At 67.9% G+C, this 26,998-nt stretch carries 31 protein-coding genes, 1 tRNA gene, 1 other RNA gene and 1 pseudogene; 9 read left to right on the top strand and 25 right to left on the bottom strand.

Annotation, left to right across the window (positions count from 1 at the left end; translation table 11 throughout):
• Positions 1–43 precede the first annotated feature (43 nt).
• From CVA01_RS11865 to CVA01_RS11875, 3 genes are all read right to left on the bottom strand, one after another.
• Positions 44–1,597, bottom strand: coding sequence for a carboxylesterase/lipase family protein (locus CVA01_RS11865; RefSeq protein WP_141330960.1), 1,554 nt, complete (start codon positions 1,595–1,597; stop codon positions 44–46).
• Positions 1,598–1,662: 65 nt separating this feature from the next.
• Complete coding sequence (locus CVA01_RS11870) at positions 1,663–3,021, bottom strand: sensor histidine kinase (RefSeq protein ID WP_141330962.1); 1,359 nt, start codon at positions 3,019–3,021, stop codon at positions 1,663–1,665.
• 1 nt (position 3,022) lies between these two features.
• Positions 3,023–3,700, bottom strand: coding sequence for a response regulator transcription factor (locus tag CVA01_RS11875; protein WP_141331059.1), 678 nt, complete (start codon positions 3,698–3,700; stop codon positions 3,023–3,025).
• 103 nt (positions 3,701–3,803) lie between these two features.
• On the opposite strand from CVA01_RS11875, the gene CVA01_RS11880 reads away from it, so the two are divergent.
• Positions 3,804–3,876 (top strand) — tRNA-Ala (locus CVA01_RS11880).
• A gap of 52 nt (positions 3,877–3,928) precedes the next feature.
• On the opposite strand, the gene CVA01_RS11885 is transcribed toward CVA01_RS11880, so the two are convergent.
• Together CVA01_RS11885 and CVA01_RS11890 are read right to left on the bottom strand one after the other, a co-directional pair.
• On the bottom strand, positions 3,929–4,570 hold the full coding sequence (locus tag CVA01_RS11885) for a PepSY domain-containing protein (RefSeq protein ID WP_170209774.1): 642 nt from the start codon (positions 4,568–4,570) through the stop codon (positions 3,929–3,931).
• 178 nt (positions 4,571–4,748) lie between these two features.
• Complete coding sequence (locus CVA01_RS11890) at positions 4,749–5,495, bottom strand: DsbA family protein (protein ID WP_141330966.1); 747 nt, start codon at positions 5,493–5,495, stop codon at positions 4,749–4,751.
• A gap of 216 nt (positions 5,496–5,711) precedes the next feature.
• Between CVA01_RS11890 and CVA01_RS11895 the strand changes: the two genes are divergently transcribed.
• The gene (locus CVA01_RS11895; RefSeq protein ID WP_170209775.1) at positions 5,712–6,524 is read left to right on the top strand and encodes a 3-hydroxyacyl-CoA dehydrogenase family protein; all 813 of its coding nucleotides are present in this window, start codon (positions 5,712–5,714) and stop codon (positions 6,522–6,524) included.
• Here the strand turns inward: CVA01_RS11895 and CVA01_RS14955 are convergent.
• From CVA01_RS14955 to CVA01_RS11910, 4 genes are all read right to left on the bottom strand, one after another.
• Positions 6,515–6,661 carry a hypothetical protein gene (locus CVA01_RS14955; protein ID WP_158307482.1) on the bottom strand — a complete coding sequence of 49 codons (147 nt, stop codon included), beginning with the start codon at positions 6,659–6,661 and terminating at the stop codon, positions 6,515–6,517. The two genes, CVA01_RS11895 and CVA01_RS14955, sit on opposite strands and share 10 nt — an antisense overlap.
• 252 nt (positions 6,662–6,913) lie before the next feature.
• A complete protein-coding gene (locus CVA01_RS11900) occupies positions 6,914–8,149 on the bottom strand; it encodes a CynX/NimT family MFS transporter (RefSeq protein ID WP_141330970.1) in 1,236 nt (411 codons plus the stop codon).
• Positions 8,146–8,811 (bottom strand): FadR/GntR family transcriptional regulator, encoded by a 666-nt coding sequence (locus CVA01_RS11905; RefSeq protein WP_073884168.1) that lies wholly within the window; start codon positions 8,809–8,811, stop codon positions 8,146–8,148. Before CVA01_RS11905 ends, CVA01_RS11900 begins: the two co-directional genes overlap by 4 nt.
• A gap of 57 nt (positions 8,812–8,868) precedes the next feature.
• Positions 8,869–9,504 carry a DUF998 domain-containing protein gene (locus tag CVA01_RS11910; RefSeq protein ID WP_170209776.1) on the bottom strand — a complete coding sequence of 212 codons (636 nt, stop codon included), beginning with the start codon at positions 9,502–9,504 and terminating at the stop codon, positions 8,869–8,871.
• Here CVA01_RS11910 and CVA01_RS11915 point away from each other — a divergent pair.
• The 3 genes from CVA01_RS11915 to CVA01_RS11925 all read left to right on the top strand — a co-directional run bounded on the left by CVA01_RS11915 (position 9,485) and on the right by CVA01_RS11925 (position 13,176).
• Complete coding sequence (locus CVA01_RS11915; protein WP_170209777.1) at positions 9,485–9,925, top strand: hypothetical protein; 441 nt, start codon at positions 9,485–9,487, stop codon at positions 9,923–9,925. The two genes, CVA01_RS11910 and CVA01_RS11915, sit on opposite strands and share 20 nt — an antisense overlap.
• 92 nt (positions 9,926–10,017) lie before the next feature.
• Positions 10,018–11,718: an AMP-binding protein gene (locus CVA01_RS11920; protein WP_141330974.1), complete on the top strand. Its 1,701-nt coding sequence runs from the start codon at positions 10,018–10,020 to the stop codon at positions 11,716–11,718.
• 99 nt (positions 11,719–11,817) lie between these two features.
• Positions 11,818–13,176 (top strand): glycosyltransferase 87 family protein, encoded by a 1,359-nt coding sequence (locus CVA01_RS11925; RefSeq protein ID WP_244938282.1) that lies wholly within the window; start codon positions 11,818–11,820, stop codon positions 13,174–13,176.
• On the opposite strand, the gene CVA01_RS11930 is transcribed toward CVA01_RS11925, so the two are convergent.
• Complete coding sequence (locus CVA01_RS11930) at positions 13,116–14,021, bottom strand: cutinase family protein (protein WP_244938283.1); 906 nt, start codon at positions 14,019–14,021, stop codon at positions 13,116–13,118. The two genes, CVA01_RS11925 and CVA01_RS11930, sit on opposite strands and share 61 nt — an antisense overlap.
• Before the next feature lie 188 nt (positions 14,022–14,209).
• Here CVA01_RS11930 and CVA01_RS11935 point away from each other — a divergent pair, with 188 nt between their 5' ends.
• Positions 14,210–15,100, top strand: a complete 891-nt coding sequence (locus CVA01_RS11935) for a GDSL-type esterase/lipase family protein (RefSeq protein ID WP_141330980.1) — start codon at positions 14,210–14,212, stop codon at positions 15,098–15,100.
• A 206-nt stretch (positions 15,101–15,306) separates the two neighbouring features.
• Positions 15,307–16,242 (top strand): MarR family winged helix-turn-helix transcriptional regulator, encoded by a 936-nt coding sequence (locus CVA01_RS11940; RefSeq protein ID WP_141330982.1) that lies wholly within the window; start codon positions 15,307–15,309, stop codon positions 16,240–16,242.
• A gap of 416 nt (positions 16,243–16,658) precedes the next feature.
• Here CVA01_RS11940 and CVA01_RS11945 read toward each other — a convergent pair whose 3' ends face one another.
• The 10 genes and pseudogenes from CVA01_RS11945 to CVA01_RS11985 form a co-directional block, all read right to left on the bottom strand.
• Entirely contained in the window at positions 16,659–18,536 is a 1,878-nt protein-coding gene (locus CVA01_RS11945; RefSeq protein WP_141330984.1) for an HK97 family phage prohead protease, read from the bottom strand.
• A gap of 165 nt (positions 18,537–18,701) precedes the next feature.
• Positions 18,702–18,923: a hypothetical protein gene (locus tag CVA01_RS11950; RefSeq protein WP_141330986.1), complete on the bottom strand. Its 222-nt coding sequence runs from the start codon at positions 18,921–18,923 to the stop codon at positions 18,702–18,704.
• Positions 18,924–18,932: 9 nt separating this feature from the next.
• Positions 18,933–19,538 carry a hypothetical protein gene (locus tag CVA01_RS11955; RefSeq protein ID WP_141330988.1) on the bottom strand — a complete coding sequence of 202 codons (606 nt, stop codon included), beginning with the start codon at positions 19,536–19,538 and terminating at the stop codon, positions 18,933–18,935.
• A complete protein-coding gene (locus CVA01_RS15360; RefSeq protein ID WP_244938284.1) occupies positions 19,529–20,017 on the bottom strand; it encodes an LvrA C-terminal domain-related protein in 489 nt (162 codons plus the stop codon). The genes CVA01_RS11955 and CVA01_RS15360 overlap by 10 nt, the downstream gene beginning before the upstream one ends.
• A gap of 276 nt (positions 20,018–20,293) precedes the next feature.
• Positions 20,294–20,617: pseudogene (locus CVA01_RS15600) on the bottom strand (helix-turn-helix domain-containing protein); the annotation flags it as partial.
• A gap of 98 nt (positions 20,618–20,715) precedes the next feature.
• Positions 20,716–21,099 (bottom strand): hypothetical protein, encoded by a 384-nt coding sequence (locus CVA01_RS11965; protein ID WP_141330993.1) that lies wholly within the window; start codon positions 21,097–21,099, stop codon positions 20,716–20,718.
• A 2-nt stretch (positions 21,100–21,101) separates the two neighbouring features.
• Positions 21,102–21,311 (bottom strand): hypothetical protein, encoded by a 210-nt coding sequence (locus CVA01_RS11970; protein ID WP_141330996.1) that lies wholly within the window; start codon positions 21,309–21,311, stop codon positions 21,102–21,104.
• Positions 21,304–21,537 carry a hypothetical protein gene (locus CVA01_RS11975; protein ID WP_141330998.1) on the bottom strand — a complete coding sequence of 78 codons (234 nt, stop codon included), beginning with the start codon at positions 21,535–21,537 and terminating at the stop codon, positions 21,304–21,306. The genes CVA01_RS11970 and CVA01_RS11975 overlap by 8 nt, the downstream gene beginning before the upstream one ends.
• Position 21,538: 1 nt before the next feature.
• Positions 21,539–22,039, bottom strand: a complete 501-nt coding sequence (locus tag CVA01_RS11980; RefSeq protein WP_141331001.1) for a hypothetical protein — start codon at positions 22,037–22,039, stop codon at positions 21,539–21,541.
• Positions 22,036–22,233 (bottom strand): helix-turn-helix transcriptional regulator, encoded by a 198-nt coding sequence (locus tag CVA01_RS11985; protein ID WP_141331003.1) that lies wholly within the window; start codon positions 22,231–22,233, stop codon positions 22,036–22,038. Before CVA01_RS11985 ends, CVA01_RS11980 begins: the two co-directional genes overlap by 4 nt.
• Positions 22,234–22,354: 121 nt before the next feature.
• On the opposite strand from CVA01_RS11985, the gene CVA01_RS11990 reads away from it, so the two are divergent.
• The gene (locus CVA01_RS11990) at positions 22,355–22,918 is read left to right on the top strand and encodes a helix-turn-helix domain-containing protein (protein WP_170209779.1); all 564 of its coding nucleotides are present in this window, start codon (positions 22,355–22,357) and stop codon (positions 22,916–22,918) included.
• Positions 22,905–24,068, top strand: a complete 1,164-nt coding sequence (locus CVA01_RS11995) for a tyrosine-type recombinase/integrase (protein WP_141331007.1) — start codon at positions 22,905–22,907, stop codon at positions 24,066–24,068. Before CVA01_RS11990 ends, CVA01_RS11995 begins: the two co-directional genes overlap by 14 nt.
• 38 nt (positions 24,069–24,106) lie before the next feature.
• Here the strand turns inward: CVA01_RS11995 and ssrA are convergent.
• The 5 genes from ssrA to CVA01_RS14960 all read right to left on the bottom strand — a co-directional run bounded on the left by ssrA (position 24,107) and on the right by CVA01_RS14960 (position 26,973).
• Positions 24,107–24,480, bottom strand: a transfer-messenger RNA (tmRNA) gene (ssrA, locus tag CVA01_RS12000).
• An 83-nt stretch (positions 24,481–24,563) separates the two neighbouring features.
• Positions 24,564–25,118 (bottom strand): SsrA-binding protein SmpB, encoded by a 555-nt coding sequence (gene smpB, locus CVA01_RS12005; protein ID WP_141331009.1) that lies wholly within the window; start codon positions 25,116–25,118, stop codon positions 24,564–24,566.
• A gap of 27 nt (positions 25,119–25,145) precedes the next feature.
• Positions 25,146–26,048, bottom strand: coding sequence for a permease-like cell division protein FtsX (gene ftsX, locus CVA01_RS12010; RefSeq protein WP_014009237.1), 903 nt, complete (start codon positions 26,046–26,048; stop codon positions 25,146–25,148).
• 14 nt (positions 26,049–26,062) lie between these two features.
• The gene (ftsE, locus tag CVA01_RS12015) at positions 26,063–26,752 is read right to left on the bottom strand and encodes a cell division ATP-binding protein FtsE (protein WP_141331011.1); all 690 of its coding nucleotides are present in this window, start codon (positions 26,750–26,752) and stop codon (positions 26,063–26,065) included.
• 56 nt (positions 26,753–26,808) lie between these two features.
• A complete protein-coding gene (locus CVA01_RS14960) occupies positions 26,809–26,973 on the bottom strand; it encodes an efflux permease Rv1217c-related protein (RefSeq protein WP_507762521.1) in 165 nt (54 codons plus the stop codon).
• Positions 26,974–26,998 lie beyond the last annotated feature (25 nt).

Raw genomic sequence — 26,998 nt, forward strand, 5'->3', positions numbered from 1 at the left:
AAGAGATTCCGACCGGGGGTTCTGTCATGCAGGGCACCTGCACTCAGTTGTACAGCGCGGCCCACGCCTCCCGTCGCCCGGCCTGCGGGTCAGCCTCCACGGCACAGCCGCCGTCAGCGGCCCCGTCGAGCACGAGGACGCGGCGGAGGTCCGTCGAGTACCCGGGCCACCCCTCCCCCGGCTCACCGGTCCGGGCGAATGCCAGCCAGCGGTCCATGACCTGCCCGGTGAAGACCACATCCGGGTCGTCCGCGGACGCACCCTCGCTCTGCAGCACCGCACCCATCCGACCGAAGACGACAGGTACCTCGGCACCGTGGGACGCACCGAGCGCACCGAACCGCGGATCCGGGGACACGTGGTCGAAGCGGTAGAACCAGGTCGGAGCGACCGTCGCATGGGCGTCCCCGACGACAGTGGCCGGGTACCAGAAGACCATGTCCCCGCCGGCCTGCGCCGAGGCCTCCGGTTCCGGGAAACCCGGGTACGCGGCGAACACGGCGTCGGCGGCAGCGGACTCCCCCAGGGTCGCCCGCATGGTGTCCGGCAGGACAGGCAGGATCTCGCTGCCGGTGGCCTGGGCGGAGAGCAGGAAGGACAGCCCTTCTGAGGCGTTCGTCCCGATGACAAGGGGGACCTGCGCCTGCCGCCCGGTGGCGAACGCCGCCAGCAGGGCCGCCGGCAGAGACTCCCCGTCCACGGTCGGACCGTAGATGAGCCGGCCCGGGTCCGTCGCCCCGGTCTCCGCAGCCAACCGGAGGGACGCGGCGAGCAGCACCTCGGCCGACATGTCGTGGAGGGCGGCAGCGGCGGCGGCAGGGTCAGAACTCCCGGCGTCCCCGGTGCCCCCGGTGCCCCCGGTGACGATCTGCGCGAGGTGGGCGGCGTCCTTCGCATGGACGGAGGCAGGCGTACCTGCCACCGCCGGGGACTGCGCGATGACGCGGTGGAACAGCCCGTCAGCCTCCGGCATGCACATCAGTGACAGGACCGAGGAGCCGCCGGCGGATTCCCCGAACAGGGTGATATTCGTCGGATCGCCACCGAAGGCCGAGATATTGTCCCGCACCCACCGCAGTGCGGCGATCTGGTCGTGGAGTCCGGTGTTCGACTCGAGGGTGTGCTCCGGCGTGGACAGCGAGGACAGGTCGAGGAACCCCCAGGGTCCCACCCGGTAGTTCACGGTGACGACGACCACGTCGCCACGGGCGGCGAGGTGGCGTCCGTCGTAGTTGCGGGACGCACCGACAGTGAACGCACCGCCGTAGATCCACACCATCACCGGCAGGTCAGTCGCGTCCCCGGCCGGTCGGACGATGTTGAGAGTCAGGCAGTCCTCGTCGGTGACGCCGTGGTCCCCGACCCCTCCCATGGTCTCCGGCGCCGGGGGCTGCATCGGCGACGGACCCCAGGTGGTGGTCTCCAGCGGCTCATCCCGGTGGGCGGCCGGCTGCGGCCGACGGAACCGGAGTTCGCCGACCGGTGGCGTCGCATAGGGGACGCCGTTCCAGGCGGTGGTCGCGCCCTGGCTCACGCCGGTGACCGGCCCTTCGGTGGTCTGGACGGTCAACTTGTCTGGCTGCGCGGTGCTGCTCACGGGGTCTCCTGTCGACTCTGACGATTACCTCACCAAAACTAGCAGCGATTGAACGCGGTTTCAGTCTATTCGCCCGGATCCGCCGGAAGGTCCACGGTGAACACCGCGCCTGCACCGTCACCGGTACTGACCGACACCGTGCCGCCGTGCGCCTCCACCACGTCCCGGACGATGGCCAACCCCAGTCCACTGCCACCGGCATCCCGGGCACGCCCCTCATCCAGTCTGGTGAAGCGGTCGAAGATCCTCTCCCGGTCCTCCGGCGGCACACCCGCACCGTCGTCCGCGACAGTGAACTGCACCCGCTGACCCCGCTCGCTCGATTCACTGCGCACCCGCAGTGTGATGCGTCCTTCCGCATGTCGGGCGGCGTTATCGACGAGGTTGCGGACCACCCGGGCCAGCAGTCGGTCATTGCCCTCGACACGCCCCGGTCCGACGCCGGAGGTGTCGACCTCCACGGCGGCACCCGTCCCGCCACCCGACCGACGCAGCCGGTCGGCGTCCCGCAGGACCAGGTCATCGAGGTCCACCGGGGCGGTGGGAGGACGCTGCCCCTCATCGAGCCGGGCGAGCAGCAGCAGCCCCTCGACAAGGTCCTGCATCCGCTCCCCTTCGGCGACGACGACCTCGCCGAGTTCGCCGGTGCTGACCGCCTCGGGGTGGGCGACGGCGAGTTCAGCGTACTGCCGCATCGTCGCCAGGGGCGAGCGCAGTTCATGGGAGGCGTCACTGACGAAGCGGTGCTGCACCGCCTGGGACTGTTCCAGCCGGCCGAGCATCCGGTTCATCGTCGCGGCCAGGGCACCGAGTTCGTCATCGCCGGCATCCACCCGACGGGACAGGTCCGAAGCCCCGATGCTGTCGACCTGCCGACGCAGCCGCTCCACCGGACGCAGGGCGCGACCGGTGACGACCCACACCACCAGCCCGACGAGGACAACCATCAGCGGCACAGCCACGACCAGCAGCACCGTCGTCGCCGAGACCGTGTCATCGACATGCTCCATCGGACGGGCGACGGTCAGCGTCCCGGCGTCCGTGTCCTCCGTCGCGGCGAGCCAGGACTCGTCGTCGACGGTGACGGTCGTGGCGTCCTCCCCGTCGGTGCCGGCCAGTTCTGCCGCGTCCTCGTCGTTGACGACCTCCGTCCCGTCCCGGGTCTGCAGCCGGACGAGCAGATCATCGTCGATCCCGGCGACCACCGCCTCCGCCCGGTCGGGGGCCGCCTCCAGCTGCGATTCCAGGGAGTCCAGATCCTGGTCCACGGATTCGGCGACCGAGTCGGTGAGTACCCGGCCGAGCACCGGCACCGCGATGACCGCGGCGACAATGAGGATGACGGCGACGAAGAGTGTCGCTCCGGCGGTGACGCGGGCACGGATCGAGCGCATCGGACGGATTCCCCGGAGAAGCCTGCCCATGTCAGCCTCCGTTCCGGTCGAGTCGGTAGCCGGCGCCACGGACGGTTCCGATCGCGGCACGACCGAAAGGCCGGTCGACCTTGGCCCGCAGATGGCCGATGTAGACCTCGACGATATTGGTGTCCCCGTCGAAGGAGCCGCCCCAGACATTGGCGAGCACCTCCTGTTTGGTGACGACCTCGCCGGCGTGGCGCAGCAGGAAGTCGAGCACGGCGAGTTCCCGGGCGGTCAGCGGGATCTCGGTGTCTCCGCGGAAGGCCTGACGGGCAGCCGGGTCGAGCCGTAGGTCTCCGGCGGTGAGGATCTCAGGGCGTCCGCGGGTGCCGCGGCGGACCATCGCCCGCAGCCGGGCGACGAGGACCGGGTAGGAGAAGGGCTTGGTGAGCCAGTCGTCGCCACCGGTGTCGAGCCCCTCGACCTCGTCCCATTCGCCGTCCTTGGCGGTGAGGAAGAGGACCGGGGTCCAGTTGCCGTCCTCGCGCAGCGCCTCGCAGACGCGGCAGCCGTTCATGCCGGGCATCATCACGTCGAGGACGATGGCGTCATAGTCGGCGTCGGAGGCCATGGCCAGGCCGGTCTCCCCGTCGTTGGCGACGTCGACGACCATGCCCTCAGCCTCAAGACCGCGTCGCACGCCGTCGGCGAGCCGCACCTCATCGTCCACCACCAGAATCCGCATGACGATCAGTCTCTCACTTTCTGACCTGCTCATTTGGCAGGACACCACGGGGTGTTGTACCTTATCCCACGTTCGCAACGCGGTCTTCACGGGCCATCGTTACGGGGCTATGGCGCAGCTGGTAGCGCACCACACTGGCAGTGTGGGGGTCAGGGGTTCGAGTCCCCTTAGCTCCACAGAATCGGGAACCCCCGGTCGGAGGAGATTCCGACCGGGGGTTCTGTCGTATCAGTCGTCCTGGTTCGCGCGCAGGATGTCTCCGGAGGACGCGTCGATGACGATGTCCCACTCCCGGGTGCCGTCGATGACGGTCGCATCCCACACGATGGTCCCGTTGTCCTGGTCCAGGTCGAGGGAGTCCAGGGTGCCGGGCTTCTCGGCGAGCGCGGCGTCGACGGCCTCGGCGGCGGTGACGGAGGGTGCCTCGCGCTGCTCGGCGTCCAGGTCAGTCGACTGCTCGCCGGTGACCTCACCGGTGGCATTGTCGACGGTCACCTCCACACCCTTGCCGTCGGCGACGAGTGTGATCTCCCAGGCGCGACCGTCCTCCTCGTCGACTTCCACGGCGTAGGAGCCCGGCTTCGCGTCCAGTGCGGCCTCGAGGGCGCCGGCGGCGTCCACGGAGGAGCCGGTCGAATCGGTGCCGCCTGTGCTGCCCGCAGTATCCGAGCTGCCGGTGCCGTCGGACTGCGAGGTGGTCGTGGCGGCGGTAGAGTCCGACCCCGAGGCGTTGTCCGCGGGGGCCGACTGGGTCACGGTGACGGTCGATTTTGCGTCATCCGAATCGTCGCCGCAGGCGGCGAGCGCGCCGACGCTGAGGACGGATGCGGTCAGCGCCGCGAGGGTGGTGCGGATGTATCGGCTGTTCATGGGGGTTACCTCCGGTGATCTGAGTGGGTGAATGCTGTTGTCCGTCATGCTACGGACGCCCCGCTGAACGCCACCTGAACGTGTCACTCCCGGCCAGACCCCCTGACGACAGACTGACGGCCCCTCCCCCGGTCAGCGGGGAAGGGGCCGTCAGCCTGCGTGCCTGGACCGGCGTCGGTTACTTCACGACATCGGGGACCCAGTCTGCCATCTGGGTCTGGGTGTCCATCTCCGGATCCTTCTGGAGCTGGAACTTCTCTCCGTCGACGTACAGGGAGGGAGTGCCCGTGTCATCGCCTTCCTTCTCCTTCAGCCTGTCCATGTTGGACTCCAGTACCGACTGGTACTTGTCGCCGACGGACTCGTCACGGATGGAGGCGACAGTGTCTTCGTCCACGCCGAGGTTCTCGGCAGCGTCCGCGAAATCACCGTAGTCATAACCGGAGATGTCCGTGCGGTTCATGAAGGCCCAGTCGTGGAACGCCCAGAACGCCTCGGCGTTGCCGGAGTCTGCGATGGCCATGGCCACTGCACCCGCGACGGTCGAATGTCCGCCCTCGCCGCCGTCCAGGAAGTTCACCGTGTTGTAGCGCATGGTGATCTTGCCGTCGTTGAGGGCGGCCTTCAGGGACTCGTGGTCAGCAGTGACCAGGTCAGAACAGAAGTGGCAGCTGTAGTCCTCGTAGAGGTCTGCGACCGGTGCATCATCTGCGACAGCGTCGGAGGCGAGCACGATGTTGCCGTCTTCGACACCGACGGAGAAGTTGACGTTCTCAGCCGGGGCGAGCCCCTCATTGCCGGACTTGCTGTCGCGGCCCTGGATGACCACCACGGCGATGACGACGACGGCGATCACGACGATCGCCACGAGTCCCCAGAGGAAGCCGTTGCTCTTCTCGTTCGGGGCCTTGATCTTCTGGCTCACCTGAATCCTGCTCTTTCTTCGAATGCATGTGCCCGGTCAGCACTGCTGTACCAGCGTCCACCCTATCCCCCGGGACACGTCAACCACCAGACATGCGGGTCCTGTGAGCACAGTTGACAGGAAACCGTCAGCGGCAACCCCCCTCGGGGAGACCTCGCCCGCGCTATTCCCCTCGAAAGGATGTGAAAAGGAATGGAACTGAACCATACTTCAGGGATGACCTTCTCCACCCTGACTGTCGAGACCACCGATACCCACACGCTCGTCCGTCTCAACCGCCCCGAGATCCGCAACGCCGTCGACAAGGCCATGGTCGATGACCTGCACGCCGTCTGTGACGAGCTGGAAGACGATCCCCGCGTCCTCGTCATCACCGGTTGCGAGGTCGAGGGACGCAACAGTCCCAAGGGAATCTTCGCTTCCGGCGCGGACATCACCCAGCTGCGCGATCGGCGCCGGGCGAACGCACTGGCCGGCATCAGCTCCCGGATCATCGACCGCATCGCCACGCTCGCCATGCCGGTCATCGCCGCCGTCGACGACCTCGCCCAGGCTGTCGGTGAGGTCACCGGACACCCGGAGCGGATCTGCGGTCTGCACTTCTTCAACCCGGTGCCCGCATCGAAACTCATCGAGGTCATCATCGCGGACGCCTCCGCCAGGGAACTGCGTGAGCTGGCCCCGCAGTGGGTCACCGCGCTGGGCAAGACCCCGGTCGTGGTGAAGAACCGGCCCGGGTTCGCGTCCTCCCGACTGGGACTCGCCCTCGGACTCGAGGCGATGCGCATGGTCGAGGAGGGTGTCGCCTCTGCCGAGGACATCGACAACGCGATGACGCTGGGCTACAAGCACCCGGTGGGCCCGCTCGCGCTCACAGACATCGTCGGGCTGGACGTCCGCCTCGGTATCGCCGAATACCTCTCGGAGGAGCTGGGTGACCGCTTCACCCCGCCGCAGATCCTGCGCGACAAGGTCGCCGTCGGGGAGCTGGGCCACAAGTCCGGCAAGGGCTTCTACGACTACAACTGACGGCCGGGCGGAGTGAGCAGTCCCGGCATCCGCCGGGCGACAACCGGGGTCAGCCGCGGCACGAGCACAAGCACCGTCGCGGTGGTGACCACGAGTCCCAGTGCCAGCCCGGACAGCGCGTCGTGGACGTAATGCACGCCTGAGGCGACCCTGCTGAACGCCTCCACCGCCGCCAGCCCGCCGGACCGGGCCGACGAGCCGCCGCGCCCGCAGCAGCGCCTTACCGAGTCCGACAGGGGACGCCGACGGGACCGTGGTCACGGTGGAGACGACTGTGCCGCCGGGATGGAGGGGGGTGTGGTCCGTACTGAAGCGACCCGTGTGTGAACCCGTGGCGGGACAGGCCAGGCGGCGTCCTCCGATGAGACGAACCGACCTCCGCAGGCAGCTCAGTCGACTGTCCGGTCACGTCCGGCGAGAAGACCCGCCACCACCAGGCATCCGGACAGCACGAGCAGGACGGCCATCGGCGGCGTCCACGATCCGGTCGCATCGTGCAGGGCACCGACGGCGACCGGTCCCACCGCCGCGAGGATGTAGCCGAGGCTCTGCGCCATACCGGACAGGGATGCTGCGGTCCGGTGTGACCGGGCGCGCATCCCGAACAGCGACAGGGCGAAGACTATCGAAGATCCGCCACCGATACCGGCGACACACGCCCACACCACCGTGGCACCCGGCGCGAGCATGATCCCCAGGTTCGCTACCACCAGGACCAGCGCGATGCATGCACCGAGCACCTGCTGGTTGCGCAGCCGGGCCAGCAGTGCCGAGCAGCCGAGACTGCCGCCGATGCCGAAGATGCTGAACAGCACAAGGTGCAGGCCGGCAGTGGTGTCGCTGATGCCGGCGTCCTGTTCGATCGAGGGAAGCCAGGTGATGAGCACGTAGTAGTTGGTGGACTGCAGGCCCATGAACGCGGCGACCTGCCAGGCCAGCAGGGAGCGCCACAGCGGAGGACCGGGATGGACAGCGTGCCCGGTGTCCGTCGGCACGAGGCCAGGAGCGTCCGTGGCCTCCTCCGTCGTCTCTCCAGCCTCCCGCCACATCAGCGGCAGCAGGACGCCGACCGCGATCAGGGCCATCCCAGCCCACATGGCGGCCGGGAGCCGCCAGCCCAGCCCGGAGAGTCCGGCGACCGGCACCGCAACACCGGAGGCCACGGCGGCGAATCCGGACTGCGCCGCGGAATAGGCGCCGGTGACCTGGCCGATCTTCGTCGGGAAGTCGCGCTTCACCCAGGAGGGCAGCACCACGTTGAGCACCGCGATCGCAACACCGATGAGCAGCGTGCCGACCCACAGCAGCACGGTCGGCGGGGTGGAGCGGACAACGAGTCCGACGGCGAGGACACCCAGTGCCGCGGCGATGGTGCGCTCCAGGCCCAGTCGGAGTGCGACCCGCGGCACGAACGGGGATACCACGGCGAACGCCAACAGCGGAAGGCTGACCAGGAAGGACGCAGCGGAGGATGAGAGTCCCAGGTCGTCACGGAGGTTGTTGAGGACCGGACCGACAGTGGTGAGGGCGGCGCGGAGGTTCCCGGCGACGAGCAGGATGCCGGCGATGATCAGGGTGGTGGGCGCGTGGCGGCGGATGGTCGGAACCGTCGTGTCGGCAGTCACGACAGGGCCTCCACCAGTGCGATGAGGTGGTCGGCGGCAGCGGCGGCGGCACCCGGGTCGTGGGCCGCGACCTCGGTGACGACCGCCTCATGGGCCGCGGTCATCTCGGCGGTCTCCCGGGACATCCCGACGTTGTGCAGGGCGAGTTCGTTTCCACCGACTCCCCGGTAGAGCTCGGCGAGCAGAGCATTGCCCGAGGCCGCCATGAGCATGCGGTGGAAGTCGATGTCGGCGGCGGTGAAGGCATCCTCGTCCCCGTCGGCGAGAGCGTCAGAGCGGACGGCCAGAGCAGATCGCAGCGCGTCGATCTGCTCTGGGGTCGCACGCAGTGCCGCGAGCCGGGCGCCCTCACGTTCCAGGATCACACGGACTTCGGCGACGTCCTGCTCCCGGTCGCGGTCGATGTGCCGGGCGAGCGTGGGAGCGAGATCGCTGGTGTCCGTGACATAGGTGCCGTAGCCGGCGCGGGAGGCGAGCATCCCGGCGTGGACGAGTGCGCGGACGGCTTCACGGACACTGTTGCGGCTCACGCCGGTCTCTTCGGCCAGGTCCTTCTCGGTCGGGATGAGGGACCCGACGGGGAACTCCCCGGCGGCGATCCGGTCACGGAGCTGGTCAGCGACCTGTTCCGACCTGGTCTGTACTGGTTCGATCCTGGGCATGGCCGCCATCCTACGCGATAGTGCCAAATGTCCTACATTTGAGTCCGCCACTGCGGATCAGGCGACGCCCAGCGCTACCGCGACCACGAGGAACCACAGCGGCGTGACCACGAGGAAGACCCGCTCGGCGAGACCGGGCCAGCGGCGGCGGAGCTTCGGAAGGATCAGGGCGGCGACAAAGACGTGGAAACTGACGCGCACCGCCCACCGCATCGCCTCCTGCAGGCCCGCCGGCAGCACCGGGGTGAAATCGAGGTTCACCGTCGCCACGAAGATGCCGGTGAACTGCACGACGGCGAGAATCAGGTGGATGCGACCTGACCGGGTCCGTCCGGTACCGGTGAGATCGGTCGGGAAGCCGAGCATGACGATCATGTCGGCGATGGCGGCAGCGAGGATGACGAGCTGGACGCCCGGGCCTGTCCCCTGACCCTGGCAGGCCAGGAGGACGAGGACATACGCCACGGCAGTGAGCGCTCCCATGACGGTGAACTCCCGGCGGGACCGGCCCGTACCGAGGTCACTGACGGTGTTGCGCACCGGACTGAGATCGCGGCGCACGAGGTGGAGGTGGAGGAAGAAACTGAAGCGGATGACGATCAGACAGGCCGCGAGAACAGCGGCGACAGTGGCGAGGACAGTGTCTGTGGTGGACGCCGTACGTGATCCCGAGATGCCCCCGGCACAGCTCATGGGCGTCGTGCAGTCGACGGTGCTCGGCCTGCCGACTGCGGCGGGCCCGGCGACATCCACGACATCACCCGCAACCCCGACCGGAACCCATGGATCCCCCGTCACCGCGTCCGACATCGTCACCACCATGGAATGGAATCCGGGCGCGGAGGATGCGACGGCCGCACTCGACATTGAACTGGACCGCATGGCCTGGTGGGGTCTCGCCCCGGACATGGAGACCGCACTTGTCTACGCCCGCGCCGCGGACCAGGTCGCACAGTTCGAGATGGAACTGCCACCGCCGCACAATCTCACCCGTGACCGCCTCGCGCTCTTCGTCGCCCGGGGCGCATTCGGATACTCGCAGTTCCTGCAGCGCCTGCTCGCCGTGGCACAGGGGTCGGCGGCCCTGAATGCAGCCCGGTCGCCCGACAACTGACCACGCCACCCACACAACCCCGCTCCCCACAACCCCTGCACCGCTAGAGTGGCACACACCACACCTTTCGTCCCGACAAGGAGATCATCCCCGTGGCACGTTCAGCACAGTCCTCCCTCACCCCGTTGCGCTTCCTCGACCGCTCGGCCCAGGTGCACCCCGGCAAGACCGCCTGCATCGACGGACCTCGCCGCATCACCTTCGCCACCATGCGGGCGGACGCCGTGCTCATGGCCCGTGCACTGCGCCGCCGCGGAGTGCGCGAGGGTGACCGGGTCGGCATGCTGGCGTCCAACAGCTACGAGGCCCTGCTCGCCCAGTTCGCCGTCCCCCTGGCCGGCGGCGTCCTCGTGGCGATCAACACCCGCCTCGCCCCTGCCGAGGTCCGCTACATCTGCGACCACTCCGACATCCACATCCTCTTCGGTGAGCAGGACCTCATCCTCAACTCGCGTCGCACTCTCGGCTCCGCCGGACTGGTCGACACCTTCGTGCTCATCCACAACGCCGACGGATCCCAGCCGCAGCCGAAGCACCCGGACGCCGGCACCGTGACCACCTGGGACGAGTTCCTCGATGAGGGTGTCCATCATGAGGAGGACGCGGACGACGACACGACCTTCCCCTTCACCGTCGATGACGAGGACGCCGCCATCGCCATCAACTACACCTCCGGCACCACGGGGCGACCCAAGGGCGTGGTCTACACCCACCGCGGCGCCTACCTCAACGCCCTCGGCGAGGTCACCACCCAGGACTTCACCCGCGACACGGTCTACCTGTGGACCCTGCCGATGTTCCACTGCTCCGGCTGGTGCACGGGCTGGGCGGCCATGGCGGTCTCCGCCACCCAGGTCGCGCTGCGTGCTGTGCGGGGACCCGAGATGTGGGACCTCATCGACACCGAGGGCGTAACCGCCATGTGCGGCGCCCCGGCGGTACTCTCCACACTCGTCGGAGCGGACGCCGCGCATCAGGCCGAGGGACTGTCCGTCGTCACCGCCGGCGCCCCGCCGAGCCCGACGGTCATCGAGGCCTGCGAGAACCTCGGCATCGTCGTCACCCACGTCTACGGCCTCACCGAGAGCTACGGCCCCTACACCGTCTGCGAACCGCAGCCTGACTGGACTGACCTGCCCGTCGCCGGCCGGGCGAAACTCAAGGCCCGCCAGGGCGTCCCCATGATCACCAACGCGGACGCCCGCGTCGTCGAGGCGGTCCCTGCCGGAGCCCCGGCGGACACCGTCCTCATCGACGTCCCCGCCGACGGGGTGACCATGGGTGAGATCGTGCTCGGCGGCAACGGCGTCATGAAGGAGTACTTCCACAATCCGGACGCCACGGCGGAGGCCTTCGTCGGCGGCTGGTTCCACTCCGGGGACCTCGCGGTGAAGCATCCCGACGGCTACATCCAGATCCTCGACCGGGCCAAGGACGTCGTCATCTCCGGCGGTGAGAACATCTCCACCATCGAGGTCGAGCAGGCCGTGATCAGCCACCCGGCGGTCGACGATGTCGCGGTCATCGGTGTCCCCGACGAGAAGTGGGGCGAGCGGCTGCGCGCCTATGTCGTCCTCACCCCCGGGACAGACATCTCCGGGGACGCCGCGGCGAAGGTCGAACAGTCCGTCATCGACCACTGCCGCGGCCAGATCGCCGGGTACAAGGTGCCCCGCGACTACCGCGTCATCGATGAACTCCCCCGCACCTCCACCGGTAAGGTCCGCAAGAACGCACTGCGCGACGACGCCTGGGCCGAGCACGAGGCGGAGAACGGGCAACGTGTGAACTGACGCGGGTATGTCGGCGGAGTGAACCGAACCTGTGAGTGTTCACCCCCGCCGGTGCCGCCTCACCGGATACACTGCAGCGCACTGGTAATTGTGGGAGATATGTCCCTGACCGAAACACCGGACGGCGCCCCTCAGCCCGTCGCGCCGACCTCGCCACCGTCCGCCCGTCGCCCCCGTGCAGCACTCTGGGTGATTCTCCTCGTCCTGGCGCTCATCGTCCTCAAACGGGACACCAACCCCTTCATCTTCGGGGAACGTGGACTCAACCTCTTCCGGCTCTCCCCGGATTTCATGGTCTACTACACCGCCGGTGAGCACCTGAGCAACGGCCAGGGCGTCTACGAGGGCGGACTCTGGGGCCCCCTGCCGTTCACCTACCCGCCCTTCTCCGCCGCCGTGTTCCGCGTCCTGCCGCTGTTCCCCCCTCAGGACGCGGCGATCCTCTGGGCGATGGTCTGTGCCGGATGCCTCGTCGCCGTCACCATCGGGGTACTCGTGCAGCGCGGCTGGCGACCGGACGCCGGCACCGCGGCCCTCGGCGTCCTCGCGGCCTGGGGTGCGATGTCCCTGGCTCCGGTCCGGGAAAGCTTCTTCTACGGGCAGATCAACCTGGTCCTCATGCTGCTGGTCTCCCTGGACTTCCTGCGACGCCGGGACCAGTTGAGCGGCATCGGCGTCGGTCTGGCCGCCGGACTGAAACTCACCCCCGCGATCTTCATCGGGGTGATGCTGCTGCAACGTCGCTTCCGGGACGCCGCAGTCGCCACCGGCACTTTCCTGGCCACCGTGGTCATCGGCCTGGTCATGGTGCCGGACGCCACGAAGTTCTGGACCTCCGCCCTCTTCGACGACTCCCGCATCGGTGCCCTCGACAACCCGGGTGCCCAGTCCCTGAAGTCGACGGCGGTGCGCTGGATCGGTCACGAGGGCACCGGCGCGACCCTGCTGTGGCTGGTGCTGGCGGTGGTCATCCTCGCGGCGGCGACGGTGGCGGTCATCGCCGCCACCCGTCGCGGCAACGACGCCCTGGTCATGGCGCTGGGCGGGATCACCGCCTGCCTGATCTCCCCCTTCTCCTGGCACCACCACTGGGTCTGGCTGGTGCCGCTGGCACTGTGCCTGATCGACCTCGCGGTCCGGGCCACCGAGAAGACGGCCGCGCGCGCCGGTGTCGGGGGGTGGTGGGTGCCCCAGGTCGGCGTCCTTATCGGAGCAGCGGCCGTGGCGCTGGTCATGCTGCCGTATGTCAGCACGACCTTCTACTTCAACCTCACCTACTGGGTCATGATGGGCAAGGGTGCCTGGGGAGCGACCTGGTACACGTGGCAGGGCGCGCTGGTCGTCCTCATCGCCGGAGCGGTGTCGCTGTGGCTGCTGCGCGGCGACAGTCGCGACGGTCAGCCCATGTGGCCGCGGAGGAAGCCCTCACCGCGGGAGAAACTGCCGGTCGCGGAATAGCTGTTGGTGTGCAGCCAGGTTCCGGGGAGGACGCCGATCAGCGTCTCGAAGGCAAGGGACCTGCGCTGATCACCCGGGATAGTGGTCAGTCCCTGGTAGCCCTCGCGGGCGGAGACGCCGAGGAAGGCCTCACGGTTGGCACGGACCTCGCCTGTCCAGGTGTCGGAGTCGCAGGTGAAGTCACCACGGTCGCAGACGTCCATGATCCGGTCGCTCACTGAGCCGTAGCTGTCGGAGAGGTCGCCGAGGATGCCGGTGCCGGGGGTGGCCGTCCCACCCTGGGCGGTTGCCGCGCCCCGGTAGGGGTTGGCCTGGAAGACGCCGGAGCCGAAACGCTCCGCGGAGACCGGGCCGTTGCCCCGGCCGATCTCGGCGGCGACATGGGCCGCGGCATCCGCGCCGAGGGAGTAGCCGTAGAGACTGATCTTCGCGCCCGGGCACTCGGCGGCGGTGCGTCGGACGAGGTCACGGGTCTGGTTGGTGGCGTCCGCGGCGGCATCGAGGTAGTCGCGGGCGACGAAAGCGCCGGAGTTGTAGGAGACCGTGCGGCTGGTGGAGCGGCCGATCTGGTCGACCCGTGCACCCATGTCCGCGGTGTAGCCGCCGACCGGGAGGTTCTCCGGGGTGCCGTCCACGGAGTTGCCGCCGCCGGGGACGATGATGACGATGCTCGGCTCGCACCGCGGGAGGACCGGGGTGGCGACCGGGCCGAGCGAGACGCTGAACGCTCCGGCGGTGGGGGCGGTCAGCAGGCTGACACCGGCGGCGAGGACGGCAGTTGCGGCAGCAGCTGTGGTCACTGCGGTCGCTGCGGTCGCACGACCGCGGTTCGGGAAAAGGCGCATAAGTGATGAATCTATGGGGTGAGGGGTCTCTCCACAACCGGTGACGACAACGTGCAGGGGTGATGTCGGCGACACCTTTCCTCCCCCACCACATAGCTGCCGGCCAGGGTTTTCATCAACGGAGGTAACTTTTCCCTGCGAATGTGCGATGGTATGACAGTTGTACTGACGTTTAGAGAAAGGCATCCATGCACGCGCGCCACAAGACCGACAAGCCTGCTTCCCGTCTCCGGCGGCGGATCGCCGGGACGGTGGCCGCCACCGTCTCCGCGGCGGCCCTGATCGCCGGAGGCCTGGCAGTGTCCGGCAACGACACTCCGGCCGCCGAGGCGAACCCGGGTTCGCTGACCGTCTTCGGTGACTCCTACGCCTCCAACCCGGACTTCTGGGTGACCTACGGCCTTGCCCCGGACGACAACTACCCCCGCACCGGCGGCTGCGTGCAGTCCCCGAACAACTGGCCGCGGAAGCTGGCGGCCCAGACCGGTCGCGCACTCAACGACTGGTCCTGCAACGGCCACACCACCGGTGACGTGATCAACCGCATCGAGGCCGCCCGCAAGGCCGGCGCACTCAACGCCGGTACCGGCACCGTGGCGGTCGCCGTGGGCATGAACAACTACGGCCCGTGGGGCTACTTCCACGACGGAAACAACTTCCTCGACCCGGGTGTGGTGCGCTCCACCTACATCCGGGACATGCACACCATCGCGAACAAGATCCGCAGCTACGCCCCGAACGCGAATATCGTGATGCCGGGCATGCTGCAGATCAGCGGCAACAGCATGGTCTGCCCGCTCAACGTCATCCCCGAGTTTCCGCTGGGCATTCCGGTGCCGGTGCTCGGCGATGTGGAGCGGTGGCTGCAGGCCACCCAGCGCGACGCCGCCCGTGAGATCGGCGCGGCTTTCGTCGATGTCCGTGCCGCCTCGGCCGGCCACGACACCTGCTCCACCCCGGACGTTGAGCGGTACGTGGCCGGCGTGGTGGACACCACCACCCCGAACTACAACTTCCTCTTCCACCCCTCGGACAAGGGAAGCCAGCTCATCGCCGACCTGATCAAGCCGCACATGTAGTTCTCCCCTCCCCGGGTACTGCTCTCCGCAGCTGACGCTGCACCTGTCCGACGCCCGCGTCATCTCCTTCTTCCGGAGAGGACGCGGGCATCGATGTATCTGTGCCGACCTGCACAGGCCGACAATTAGTCAGGTACCTGTTGATATTGTCAGGTACCTGCGTATCATGGTGATGGTCAGGTACCTACACAACTCAAGGAGAGCTCATGACTGACATCAACAACGACAACACCACCGGAAGCACCGGAGAGAACACCGCCGAGCTCGCCGCCCGCCTGTTCGTGCTCATGCGTGCCGCCGACCGGGAGCAACGCCGCGGCGACAGCCCCCGGGGGGAACACGAGGGGCTCCGCGGACGCGGCGGTCGCGGCGGTTTCCGTGGGGAGATCCGCTCCGGCCAGGGCCGGGTGCTCGGCATCCTCGCGCTGCAGTCCCCGCTCCCCCAGAAGAACCTCGCCTTCATGCTCGGCGTCCGCCCCCAGTCTCTCAGCGAACTGATCGTCAAGCTGGAGACTGCGGGCCTGGTCACCCGGGAGCGCGACGAGAACGACCGCCGGTCTTTCCTCATCGAGCTCACTGACGCCGGCCGTGAGGCAGCGTCCGAGATCGACGCGTCCACCGGAGAGGATCCCTTCGATGTGCTCACCGATGAGGAGCGGGAGACGTGGTGCGCGCTGACCACCAAGGTGACCGACGCTCTGGAGGAGAAGTACCCGGAGATCGGCGAGCGCGCCAGGCACTTCCGCGAGGCGGGCCGGGAGTTCGGTCGCGGCCCCGGGTTCGGCCCCGGGTTCGGACCCGGGTTCGGACCAGGTCCGCACGGCGGGCCGCACCCCCACAGTGGGCCCCACGGTGCGCCTCACGGCGGGCCCCACGGCGGCCCTCACGGAGGTCCCCACGGTGGGCCGGACTGCGTCCCCGAGGACGTCCCCCGTCGAGGTCGACATGGCCACGGTCGACCTCACGAGGCGGAGTTCCGGGAGTACCGCGAGACCCGCGAGTCCCGGGTCGGACATGGGCACCGTGGACTCCGGGACGACTGTGACGGTCGTGGCCACGAAGGCTCCGGGGGATTCGGGGGATTCGGGGGATTCGGAGGCTTCCGCGGCTTCGGTCGCGGCATGAACCCCGGCTTCGCCTGACTCCCTTCGCCCCCCACACAGACAGAGAAAGACCCCCTGACCATCAGGTCAGGGGGTCTTGATCGTGGAGCCGCCGGGAATTGAACCCGGCCAGGCCTGCAGTACAGGAGGGCCCACCGATCACGACCAGGGGTTTAGTGCCCTCGTCAGTTGCCCGGAATACCCCCGAGTGATCGGAGAGTGTGGGCAAAATGTGGGCACCACTCCCCCGCCCCACCGAGCACCCGGAGGACGCCACCGCCCGCACCGCCGGGCACGCCGCCCGTGACGGTCGAGCAGGGGCCCGCCGAGCCCCCGCGCGGGCGCGATAGGGGGCCCGTCGCCCGTGGGGAGAGAGGACAGAACACCCCCCCGAAGGTGTCCGTGATCGGGGATCGTAGTGATTTCGACCCCCCTACCCCGGAGAGGGCCGGGGGCTAGTCGCCGGCGGGCGCGGCGAGGTCCGAGAGGACCAGGCCCTGGGGGCGGCGGATGACGGGCTTGAAGCGGCCCTCGGCGCGGATCTTCATCTGGTTGTGGGTGAAGAGGTCGCCGGAGGTGTCGGAGGCCATGGCGACCATGCCGTCAGTGGCGAGTGCCACGGCGTCGGTCGCGGTGGTGATTGCCTTCCCCGCGGGGACGCTGGTGGAGACGACGACCGGGACGCCGTACAGGGTCCGATCGACGGGGTTCACGGGCGTGGAGCCGAAGACGAACTGGCCGGAGCCGTCGGCGCGGGACAGTTCGATCTGCTCCCAGGTGTCGGGGTTGACGATGACGAGGCCGGGCTCGAGCTCCTGGTTGTGCAGGGCGGTGAGTGAGTGGCGGAGGGTGTCGAGGACGCCGCCGGTGTAGGCGTTGACGACGGCACCGGATGCGTTCATGACGGCGGTGGTGAACTGCTGCTCGACGGCGAGGTAGACGCCGTAGCGGAGTTCATTCGTCAGCAGGGTTCGGGCTTCCGCGCTGTCCTGCATGGTGTACACATCGACGGCGCCGGAGATGTGGGCCACGCGGTCGAGCGTGTCGTTGACGGTCTCCATGGTGATGTTCGAGGTGGGCTTCTCGGTGCCGATCGGGACGACGGCGGCGTTCAGGTCGCGGGTGGCCTGGCGCAGGTAGGTGAAGGCCTCCCCGCCGGTGACGGTGACGAGCTGGACGTTGCCGAGGAGACCGAAGACGCGCTCGGGCTCCACGGTGGTCAGCGCGGTCAGCGGAACCGGCGGGTTCTCGTCGATGATGGAGACCGTGGCCTCGGCCTTCATGCCGCCGGCGGCGAGGGCGCGGACGGCGGGGGTGATAGCGGAGCGGAGGGCAGACGGGGTGACGGCGAGGCGTGCCGGGCGGTCGCCGTTGCCGTGGCCGTCTACGCGGTGGGCGGTGCCGTTGGCGTCCTTGCGGTAGGTTCCGCCGTTGTTGCCGCCGATTCCGAGGGCGGCGTAGACGGCCTGGCCTTCGGCGACCTGGCGGCGGGTGCGGTCGAGGTCAGCCTTCCAGTTGCCGGCCTTGGTGTGCAGGGTGTCCATTGTTCGGTTCACGTCCTTCATGTCGTGTTCGGTGAGGCGTCCGGCGGCGGATCCGCTACGGGCCTTGAGTAGTGCGAGGACCGGGGCGGCGGCGGTGGTCGCAGCCTTCCGGTGTTCGAGGGCGGCGCCCTTTTCGGCGGCGGAGGTGGCGCCTTCCGCGGCGGCGTCGAGTGAGTCGAGCAGGGAGCCGACATAGGCCTGCACGTCCTCGAGAACGTCAGCGGCGCTGGGCCCGTCGTCCGGGTTGTCGTCGTCCGGGTCGCCGGTGGTGTCGCCGGTGGTGTCGTCGTCGGCCTTCACGGAGAGGACGCTGGCCTTGGGGTTCGCGCCGATCGGGACGACGGAGACCTCGTAGAGCTTCACGCGGGTGAGCAGGTTCACGGGGGTTCCGTTGACCTCGCCGGGTTCAGCGTCGAGCACGTCGAAAGCGAACGACATTTCGTTGACGCGTCGCCCCTTCATGAGTCGGTAGACCTTCGCGGCCTTCTCGTCGTCCATGTCGAGACGGCAGCGGACCAGGAGCCCGTGATCGTCCTCGGTGGCGTCCAGCACCTCGCCGATGTTCGAGGTGGGATCCGTGAAGTCGTGGCCGTACAGGACGGGGAGGACCCGCCCGGAGGCTTTCAGCTCGGCCAGGGTGTCGGTGAAGGCGCCGGGGGCGACCACATCACCGTAGGAGTCGATGTTTCCGAAGACGGAGGCGTAGCCGGTGAACTCGCCGTCAGAGAGGCCGTCGGAGGCCCCTACTGCGCGTACGCGAAGATCACCGGACCAGTTCATGCGTCGCATGATGTTGATCCTTCTGTAAATGGTTGATTCTGTTTCGCGTAGCGGCGGGGGCTTGCGACCCCGCAGGGCGGGGCGGCAGTCCGTAGCGGCTGCAGGATCCGCGGCCACCCCAGGGGGGTTAGCGGCGAAACCGGTTAGCGAAACAGCGTAGCAGGGTTGAGGGGGTCAGTTGTCGGCCCTGGGGCGTTCGAGGGCGTCCACGAGAGCGTTAGCGAGGGCGTAGGCCTGCCCCTTGCGGAGCGTGACGCGGAGGGGCCCGAAGTCCACCCGTACGCCCTTGGCTCGGCCCTTCCCGCGACTGGCGAGCCTGACGGTGAACCGGGCGCGGTGGGGTGAGTGCCCGTCGATCTGATACGCCAGAGATTGGGGGTTCGGGCGGTTGGTCATGGTGGCCTCCTAGGCGCCGATTTGGGGGTGGTTGCGGGTGGTTCGGGCGTCGCGGGCGGCGCGGCGTTGTGCGCGTTCTTCGGCGCGTTTCCGGGCGCGTGCGCGGTCGTGTGGGGTGGCGTCCGGGTCGTCGAGCGCGGCCAGGTTCCGGGTGGCGAGTTCGTCCATGAAGGCGCGGGCGCGTGCCCGTCCGTTGCCCTGATGTGCCGAGATAGCCGCCGTGCGGGCGTCCGGCGGGTTTACAGGCGTTGTGCCTACCGGGAGTGCCCCGGCGGCTTCCCGACGGCTTAGATACGCGTTCCGGTGACGGTCGAGGAACGCCGCCTTTTCAGGGTCACCCTCCCAGACCGCGACAACTTCACGAGCGGCGTTCAGGATTTCCCGCGGGGCCACCATGCGTTCGCCTACGGAGCGTGCAGCCCACGAGCGCACGGCGGGCGCCCATACTTCGGGTGGGTAATTCGCGCCGGCGTCAGCGAACACGTCAGCCCACGCGGCTAGGGTCCGTTCCCCGGCTTCCCCGCGGGTGGCGGGGAAACGGTCAGGGACGATTGCCTTACCGGTGTCGAGGATCCGGGCGGCAATGTCGAGTGCTTCGGCAGTGGCTAGTGCCATGAGTTGATCTCCTTCGGTTCGATGTCGAGGCGTTCACAGTCGATGTGGGAAGGGGATGGGGCAGTGTCGCCGTTGAGTTTCGCGAGCAGGCGGCGGTGGGCGCCGGCGAAACCGGTATCCGTGTCGGGGGAGTCGGCACGGTCAGGTTCGGGTGATTTCACAGGGTCGTCGTAGCGCCCGCCGTTGAGCCATGTCGCCGGCATGGGCCGGTATCGGGGCTCACGGGCGTTGAGTTCGGGCAGTCGGTCGAGCAGGCGGGCGTGGAGCTCGTCGGCGGTGATCGTCTTCACGGCTTTAGTCCACGCGCGGTAGGCGTCCTTCTTCGCGTCCTTGCGTGGGTAGTCGGACCACCACCGCTCGAACGCTTCCGAGTACCCGGCAGGCTTCCGAGCGGGTGCCGGATCCGCCGCGGCGCCCGAGCCGTCGTGACCACCGGCGGTCGCGTCCCCCGGCGGGGGACTACAGGGGGTTCGGTTCAATGACGGTTCTACTGACGGTTCAATGACGGTTTGTGGGTCACCATGACCGGGGTCGCCTGTCACAGTGACCGGGGTCCGCGGGTCACCATGACCGGGGTCGCCTGTCACAGTGACCGGGGTCGTGGTGACAGGGGTGTCACCATGACCGGGGGTGTCCGTCACAGTGACGGAGCGGTCAGGATCGCGGAGGGCTAGATTCAGCTCCCACACAGTCGGTCGCTGTCCCTTCGGCAGGTGAGCCACGACAGCCGGGTTACCCCGCCGGATCCACCCGCCGGCTTCCAGTTCCCGGAGACACCGCCGGACGTTGCTCGCGTCCATCGCCGCCTTCACGGCGAGAGTCTTTGACGAGGGGTAAGCACCCCGTCCGTCATGCCCCGCGTAGTCGGCTAGGGCGTACAGCACCGCACGGGCGGCGAGCCCCGGCGGCGGAGCGTCATGCGTCACCCACGCATAGGCTTCTATGCTCACGGGTTTTCCTTCCAGTAGTTCGGCTGTCATAGAGGTGTGGGGACGGGGTAATGTGGGCGCCGCCTCTAGTTGAGAAGGCAGTTGAGCGACCAGGCCCCGGCGGATTAACGCACGCCGGGGTTTTCGCATGTTTCAGGTGCGCGGACGGGGACGGGCTTCGATGTAGGCCAGGACGCCGATGAGCAGCCACACGGGCCAGCAGGCGAGCAGAGCGAGGATGAACACGGTCACCACCCCTTGCAGACGGTGAACCCGCGGGAGTCCGGCGCGGTAGCGGCGAGACGGGCCGCGGGCAGGTTCCCCTCGGCGACAGCGTTGAGATACACGCCAGACACGCGGGTATAACGCCCGTCGTCGTGCTCCTTCCAGAAGGTGAAGCCGTCGCGGAGGTCATCCACCACATCACGGAGCGTCAGAGCGGCGTGAACCGGGTCGTGGAACTTCACGGCGGGGCGCCCGTCCACGGACAGCACCCACCAGCCGACGGAACCGGGCTGCAGACACACGCGGGCGGACGGGGTAGGGTCATTGGTCGAGCAGGCCGTTGCAAGCAGCTCGTTACCCGTCGTCGTGATTGCACTCACGGCGGCGGTTTGCTTTGTCGAGGTCATGGTTAGTTCTCCTTGGTTCGGGCCGGGTGGGGCCCGTCGAATAGGTAGTGAGCGGCGTAGGCGTCAGCGGTACGGCGCAGGGCGTCCGGGTCCGGCGGGCCGTAGTAGGCGAGGTAGCCCCACGCGTTGTGGCAGGCGCTGCAGGCGCCCGTGGCGTTGCGGTTGTTGCCGGCGACGAGGTGGCCGCGGCGGCAGTACGTCCCGTCAGACATGGTCACCGCCGGGGTAGGTGGCGTTCCGGCGGATAGAGTCGTCGATCACGCACACGTCGAGTCCGCAGCCGACGAGGGTGTTCACGCCCAGATCGAACATGTCGAACACCACCGCGTCAGCGTCGAGCATGTAGCCGGGGCGGAGGATCACCGCGGCCCGGTCGCGGACCTCGAGCCAGCGACGGTGCCACCCGATCGGGTCGAGAATCTTCGCGTCAAGCGGCATGTCACGCCTCCCCGTCGTCGAGGGCGCCGAGGGCGTCGAGCAGGCGCTCGTGTTCCTCCATCGAGAACACGCGGGCCGTGTCGAGCGCGGCGGTGACCGCGTTCTCGTCGGCGACACGGGGCGCCAGGGCCGCGAGGAACGCCGTAGAGCCGTGAACCTGGGCCGTTCGGTTCAACAGCACGGCGAGAGTGTTCTCCATGTCGGTCATGCGGGCGTGGAGGGCGACGACCATCGTCGGGAGGTCAGGGGCGTCCGCAGCGGACGTAGCCGGGGTGTCTTCGTCGTCCTCGTCGTCGGTGAAGAAGTACGCGCAGGACCGCAGGACGGTACGCACGGTCTCGTTGTCGTCGAGGCCGATAGCGTCGGTGATCCCGTGCTCGTCGGCGAGAATGTGCGCGGCGTCGAACGCGTAGAGCTCGTATCCGCCGCGGTGGGCGAACAGGCGGGCAGCGACGGCGCGGAGTTCAGCCGCGAGGATCCCGTAATCGGTGGTGTCGGTCATGCGGGCACCTCGTCGGTGCGGTTGCGGACGCCGGCGGCTTCCCACGCGGCCACGTCTTCCGGGCGGTAGAACACGCTGCGTCCGACCTTGAAGTACGCGGGGCCGTCGCCGCGGTAGCGCATTTGGGCCCAGCCCTGGCGCGAGGTACCGGGGTACCGGTCCATCATGTCGTCGATCGAGAGTGGGGCGGTCATTTTGTCCTCCGTGATCTGGCAATAGGTGCCATGTGTTCTGGTAACCACACCGTCTGGCGTGATGATGGAGATAGTAACTCGACGCCTTTTGGATAGCAAGAACCGGTGCTACGGTCTCGTTATGCCACCGACACCCAACCCCCCGAAGGCCACTACCTTCATGGTCGGCCAGAACATCGCCCACTACCGGAAAAAGGCAGGCCACACCATCCGCAGCCTCGCCGCCGAGATGACCCGCAGCGGACACCACATGTCGCACAGCGTCATATCCCAGATGGAGAACGGCCAACGCCGAATCGACGTTGACGAGCTCGTCACAGTCGCCGCCTACATCGACGCGTCCGCCGCCGCCCTACTAGCCCCCACCGTCTTCACCGACGAGGACGGCACCCGCCCCGTCGAGCCCGAAGACACCCTCGGCGACGCCTTCAACCCGGACGCCACCGCCGGCGAGATAGTCGCCCGGAACTTCACCCTTCCCCCCGGCCAACCCGACTGGATCCCGGAGGCGATCGGCAACAGGACCGGCCTACGGTGGCGCTACGAGCACCAGGCGTTGCAGACCATCGACCAACTACGCGCCGCCATGGGAACCGACGACGTGGAACTACTCCTGAACGTCGCCGCCGGCACCATCACCCGCGAACAGCAGCGCCACGAGAGCCCGGCCCGTGGCAACGATTGAGCCGTACACCACGAAGGCCGGCGAACGCCGCTACCGGGTCCGCTACCGCACCCCAGACCGCCGCCAGACCGACAAGCGCGGCTTCCGCACCCGCCGAGACGCCAACACGTTCGCCGCCACCGTCGAGGTAGACAAGATCACCGGCGGGTACATTCCACCGACCGCAGGACGCGCCACCATCGACACGATCGGCGAACAGTGGCAGGCCGGGCTCGTTGACGTGTCCGAGTCATGGCGCCGCCGGCAGGAATCGCTCTGGCGTGTCCACGTACAGCCGAAGTGGGGCCCGTGGCAGGTCGCCAAGATCGAGCCCGGAGACGTACAACGGTGGATCAACAGCCTGCACGCCCCCACCCGCGAGCCCCGCCCGCTGGCACCGAAGACCATCCGGCACGTTCACGGCGTCCTAGCGTCCATCCTCGACGTTGCCGTGAACGACCGGCGCCTGGTCACCAACCCGGCCCGGCAGGGGATCCGCCTACCGCGCACCATGCAGGCCGAGAAACAGGCGCTGACCGCCGAGCAGGTACGAGCACTAGCCGCAGCCGCCCCGGAGTTCTACAGGCCCGTCGTGTGGTTCCTAGCGACCGCCGGCGCCCGGTGGGGCGAAATGTCCGCCCTACGCCCGAAGGACATGCAGGGGCGGGGACGCGTCCGACTATCCCGCGCGTACTCCAAGGTCGATAACGGCGTGGCGTTGACCGACTTGAAGGGACACGAGGCGCGAACCGTCGTAGTGCCCCCGCCGGTCGAGGACATGCTCACGGAGGTCGCCGCGGGCAAGGACCGGGACGCGCTCCTATGGGAGGCACCGAGGACCGGAGGCCCACTGAAACCACCGCGGGCCGGCCACTGGTTGGGCCTTGCAGTCGCCGAGTGTCACGCGGCAGACGAGACGTTTCCGGAGCACCTGACCGCGCACGAGCTCCGACACACCGCGGCGTCGATCATGATTTCTTCCGGGGCGCACGTGAAGACGATCCAGCGGCAGTTGGGGCACAAGGACGCGGCCATGACGTTGAACCAGTACGGGCACCTCTTCGAGGACGACCTCGACGTAATCGCGGACGCCATGGGGACGGCCTTGTTTCCGCCGGAGTGTGGGCAAAGTGTGGGCACGGCAGGGGTACAGCCCCTTCCGGAGGAATGAGAAAGACCCCCTGACCTGCAATAGGTCAGGGGGTCTAGTCGTGGAGCCGCCGGGAATTGAACCCGGGTCCTTCGCGACCTCGCCAGGGCTTCTCCGTGCGCAGTCCGCTCTATCCCTGCTCGGCTCTCCGGGTCACGCAGACCTGCCCGGACGATGAGCCCAGTCACCCTGAAATGTCCCTGACGGTCCGGATGACGGGGCCGTCAGGTAAGTTCCCGGAACGATGCCGGTGACCGGAGGGGGAACAGACCCCGGGCCGACAGACACGCTTCGCTGGATTAGGCAGCGAGAGCGTAGTCGCGCTGAGTGTTCTCGGCGCTTAATTGGTTGCTGCGACGCTTGCGGTGGTCTCTAGCCTGCACCGGCACGCTTCCCCTGGCTCAATGCACGAAGTCGAAACCTGATCGACCCCTCTGTACATCCCCTGCCGCCGGAAAGCTCGGTCAACGGCAGGATCTACAGACTATAACGCGGCACCCACTCAGACAATTCCCGTCAGGCGTTGATGCCCTTGACGCGGCGTCCCAGTTCGCGGGTGACCTCGCGCTCCTCGGTGCGGCGCTTGATGTCCTGCCGCTTGTCGTAGTCCTGCTTACCGGTGGCCAGCGCGAGTTCGACCTTGGCGCGTCCTCCGGAGAAGTAGATCTGCAGGGGCACGAGGGTGTTCTTGCCGTCGCGGACCTTACCCATGACCGAGTCGATCTCACCGCGGTGCATGAGCAGCTTGCGGGTCCGCCGCGGCGCGTGGTTGGTCCACGTGCCGTGGGTGTATTCGGGGATGTGCAGGCCGCGCAGCCAGATCTCGCCGTCGTCGACGGTGGCGAAGGCGTCCACCAGGGATGCCTTGCCCTCACGCAGCGACTTCACCTCGGTACCCACCAGGGCCAGACCCGCCTCGTAGGTCTCGAGGATCTTGAAGTTGTGCCGCGCCTTGCGGTTGGTCGCGACGACCAGCGGGCCGCCGCCCTTGCGCCCCGGCGTCCCCTTCGCCTTGGCGGCCTTCTTGCCCGCACCCTTGCCGGAATCCACCGGCGTACTCTTCTTCACCATAACCCGGGTAATACTACCCGGTCACCGCTATTTCTTCACGTACCAGCGCAGCGTCACCTGTGCGGTCACCGCCGCGATGAGGACGCCGACAATGACGACCACCGGCGCGATCACCCAGATGTCCGAGGTGTCGATGCGTGCGATGAGGTGCGAGTCATAGAGAGACTTCAGCGCCTTGTCGAGGATGAACTGCTTGCCGGCGAACATGCCGACCACGGCCAGCACCGACCCCAGCAGGGCGGCGAGAACCGCCTCGATGACGAACGGGGCCTGGGTGTACCAGCGGGTCGCGCCGACCATACGCATGATGGAGACTTCGGTCCGTCGCTGGAAGGCGGCCATCTGCACCATGTTCATGATCAGCAGGATCGCGGCGATGCCCTGCACCACGGCGAGGATGAAGCTGGCGTTCCTGATGGCGTCGAGGTTGCGGGTCGCGCCGCGCAGGTCATCACCCTGGTCGACGATGGTGGCCACGCCGGGCATCTCACGGATCTCGTCGATGGCGGAGGTGTCCAGCGGGTCCGCGAGCCGCACGTGCAGGGCCGCGGGGAAGGCGTCCGGACTGGTCTGTGCGACGAGCTGCGGGTCCGAGTCCTTGAACAGCTCCACGAAGCGCTCGAAGCTCTGGTCCTTGTTGCGGAAAGTGACCGCCTCGACCTCGTCATTGGCGTCGAGCTTGTCCTTGACCGCCGCGCACTCGGCGCCGGAGCAGTCAGTGTCGGTGCCGGAGGTGTCGTCGTCGAGCTGGACCATGACCTCGATGCGGTCGAGGTAGATCTCCTTGGTATCGGAGGTCATATTGGTCAGCAGGATGCCCGTCGCGACCAGGGCCAGGGAGATCGCCGTGGTGATGACCATGGCGACAGTGATCGTGATATTGCGCCGGAAGCCGTCGAAGGCCTCCCTGAGAATGAATCCGAGCTTCATCGTTCGTTTCTCCCCTAGCGTCCCACACCGTAGACGCCGTGGGCGTCATCGCGGACGAGCTTTCCCTTGGACAGTTCGAGAACGCGACGACGCATCGAATCCACCGCCGTGTTGTCATGCGTGGACATGACCACGGTGGTGCCGTCGCGGTTGATGCGGCTGAGCAGCCCCATGAGCTCGGTGGAGGTGTCCGGGTCGAGGTTGCCGGTCGGCTCGTCGGCGAGCAGAACCAGCGGGCGGTTGACCACGGCACGGGCGATGGCGACGCGCTGCTGCTCACCACCGGAGAGCTCGTTGGGCAGGCGGTTCTCCTTGCCGGACAGTCCGACGAGCTCGAGGGCCCGCGACACGGCGGTGGCAGTCTCCTCCTTGTCCTTGCCGATGACCTGCATGGCGAAGGCGACGTTGTCGAAGACGTTCTTCTTCGGCAGCAGCCGGAAGTCCTGGAAGACGTAGCCGATGCGCTGGCGGAGTTTCGGGACGTCCCGGGGCTTGAGCGTGTTGACCTGGTAATCGGCGACACTGATCGTGCCGCTGTCCGCGACCTCCTCGCGGATCATGAGTTCCAGGAACGTCGATTTGCCCGAGCCGGACGGACCGATGAGGAAGACGAACTCCCCCTTGTCGATGTTGACCGAGACATCCTTCAGCGCGGGCCGACCTGACCCGCGGTACGTCTTGCTGACCTTCTCGAAAGTGATCACGACGGCTACCCTACCTGGTCGGGTGGGGCTGATGAAACAGATGTGACTGATGTTGTTCATGGTGTCTGCAGGTCCCGTCGGGAGAATCCGAGGACGCCAACCCCGGTGAACACCACCGCCATGAGCACCACCAGCCCGACCACGTCCGCTTCCCCGCCCGGGACCCGGCCGACATGCTCGTACGGGGACAACTGAAGCACGTCGTCACCCAGCCTCATCATCCCGCCGGAGAGAGGACGTCGGCAA

It is taken from the genome of Corynebacterium variabile (assembly GCF_006539825.1).
GTDB lineage: Bacteria > Actinomycetota > Actinomycetes > Mycobacteriales > Mycobacteriaceae > Corynebacterium > Corynebacterium variabile.